The organism is Mesorhizobium sp. P2_F8, assembly GCF_056403655.1.
This window is the reverse complement of record NZ_JBFUFB010000085.1, coordinates 1-1,932: the sequence shown is the minus strand read 5'-3', so window position 1 is coordinate 1,932 and position 1,932 is coordinate 1. Positions and strand designations below refer to the sequence as shown.

Below are 1,932 nucleotides of genomic sequence, written 5' to 3'. Positions count from 1 at the left end.
GACTATGAGCGGCGCCTGGCGCAGAGCAACGCCTCAATCGCGGCCCGAGAGGAAGAGCTTCAACGCAAGCAAGCTGCAATTGATGCCGCCCAGTCGGACATCGACAACCAGGTGGCGGAAAAGCTCAAGCTCGAGCGCGCGGGTATCGCGGCCGAGGAGGCCCGAAAGGCTAAGCTGCTGCTTTCGGTAGACCTGGAGCACAGGGATACCAAGCTTGCCGAGTTGGAAGCGACTTTGAAGGCGCGCGACGAAAAGCTTGCCGAGGCTCAGCAGCAACAGGCGGAATTCCTGAAGCAGCAGCGTGCACTCGATGATGAGAAGCGCGAGATGGCGCTGACCATCGAAAGAAAGATCCAGGAAGGGCTGGAGGCTGTTCGAATCAAGGCGAGGTCCGAAGCCGAAGACGGCCTCAAAATGAAAGTTGCGGAGAAAGAGGAACAGATCGCCGGCATGCAGCGTCAGATCGAGGAGCTGAAGCGTCGTGCCGAACAGGGCTCCCAGCAGTTGCAGGGCGAGGTCCTCGAGCTGGAATTAGAGTCCCTCATTGCTAGCCGCTTCCCGATGGACATCATCGAACCGGTCGCAAAGGGCGAATTCGGCGGAGATGTTCTGCACCGCGTGGTCGGACCGGCCGGCCAAGCCTGCGGCGCCATTTTGTGGGAATCGAAACGCACCAAGAACTGGAGCCAAGGCTGGTTAGGCAAGCTCAGAGGCGATCAACGGGCCGCGAAAGCGGATATCGCGCTGATGGTCTCCGAAGCATTGCCTCCCGGCGTGGAAACCTTCGATCTAGTGGACGGAGTCTATGTCGCTCATCCCAAATGTGCGGTCCCGATCGCCATCTTGCTCCGGCAATCCCTGATCGAGCTGGCCAACTCCCGGCTCGCCCAGGATGGTCAGGCCACCAAAATGGAGCAAGTCTATGGCTATCTGACCGGTCCCCGGTTCCGCCACCGGGTCGAGGCGATTGTCGAAAAGTTCTCGGATATGCAGGAGGACCTTGCCAAAGAACGCAAGGCCACAACACGCCTTTGGGCCAAGCGCGAGGCGCAGATCCAAGGGGTCATCGAGTCGACTGTCGGCATGTATGGCGACTTGCAGGGCATCGCCGGAAAAGTGATGCAGGAAATTGAGGGGCTGGGTGTGCCAGCAATCGGAGTGTCTCAACCCGACACCGAATAAGTGAACCGATCGGCACGTTCCCGGAAGAGTTTTCGGACCGGAATGCCGAACGAGGACTGGCGAAGACGAGCACATCCGTCGTCTCTCCGGTGTAACGGTTGAGACCGGGGACGGGCCGACGGCCTGCCTTCCCTTTTCCGACCATCACGAGAGAAGGCGCCGCCCTTGGTGCTCGAGGACGACGCCGGGAAACATGCGGGAGATGCCGGCAGCGAGAGGTCGGCATCGGGATGGGTCACGCAGCCAAATCGAAGAGCTTCTTGGCCTTGCCTTCCATCTCGAGGCGGACATCCTGGTGTGGCTTGTCACGCGCGACCCGTGTGATGCCCTGCACAAAATCGAAGATCGACTCCGGCGGCCGGCCTTCCTCGGCCAACACGGCATCAATGATCTTCGTGGTTTCAATCTTCGAGAAGGCCCGCTTGCGCAGGAAGCTCTCGCGGTCTTCGTCGTTGCGGGCGACGATCCGCTCCCGCGCGGCCTTGATGCCGTTGACGAACGGCATCGGCGAGGATTCGGCGAACTGGACCAGCGCCGGCTCCGCCTCCGCGGCAAAGCGGGAAGCCGCATACTTGGAATGCCGTATGGTGATCTCCTCAAAATTTTCGACGCCCCAAAGATTGCGGTTCTGGCAAACCGCACGAAGATAGAAACTTGCGATACCCAGTGTCCTGGCGCCCACTTCCGAATTCCAGCAGTAGAAGCCGCGGAAGAAGATATCCGGATCGCCGTTTGGCAGCTTTCCGGCCT

2 protein-coding genes are annotated in these 1,932 nt (G+C 60.2%); one reads left to right on the top strand and one right to left on the bottom strand.

Annotation, left to right across the window (positions count from 1 at the left end; translation table 11 throughout):
• Window positions 1–1,182: DUF2130 domain-containing protein (locus AC1DZP_RS36005; RefSeq protein ID WP_477309091.1), on the top strand; the 1,182-nt coding region annotated here is incomplete at its 5' end.
• Window positions 1,183–1,417: 235 nt separating this feature from the next.
• On the opposite strand, the gene AC1DZP_RS36000 is transcribed toward AC1DZP_RS36005, so the two are convergent.
• A partial coding sequence (locus AC1DZP_RS36000; RefSeq protein WP_477309089.1) for a hypothetical protein occupies window positions 1,418–1,932 on the bottom strand: 515 nt, incomplete at its 5' end.